This is a genomic window from Pseudoneobacillus rhizolycopersici (assembly GCF_054786815.1).
This window is the reverse complement of the sequence record NZ_JBTOOE010000184.1, coordinates 1-251: the sequence shown is the minus strand read 5'-3', so window position 1 is coordinate 251 and position 251 is coordinate 1. Positions and strand designations below refer to the sequence as shown.

The window sequence follows — 251 nt, the reverse complement described above, 5'->3', positions numbered from 1 at the left end:
AGCAGGGCGACCGAATGCACGGCAATCCCCTCCTCACGGCCGGTGAAGCCCAGCTTTTCAGTGGTGGTGGCCTTGACGTTGACCTGGTCGAGTTCGACCTGCAGGTCTTCGGCGATGAGCTGGCGCATGGTCTCGATGTGCGGGGCCATCTTCGGCGCCTGGGCGACGATGGTGGCGTCGATATTGCCGACCTTCCAGCCCTTGGCCTTGACGATGCCGACTACATGGCGTAGCAGCACGCGGCTGTCGGC

Annotated in this window: 1 protein-coding gene; it reads right to left on the bottom strand. The window is 64.1% G+C overall.

Annotated features, from left to right (window positions below; translation table 11 throughout):
• Positions 1–251: 2-C-methyl-D-erythritol 2,4-cyclodiphosphate synthase (locus ACX9YW_RS23345; protein ID WP_460351159.1), on the bottom strand; the 251-nt coding region annotated here is incomplete at both ends.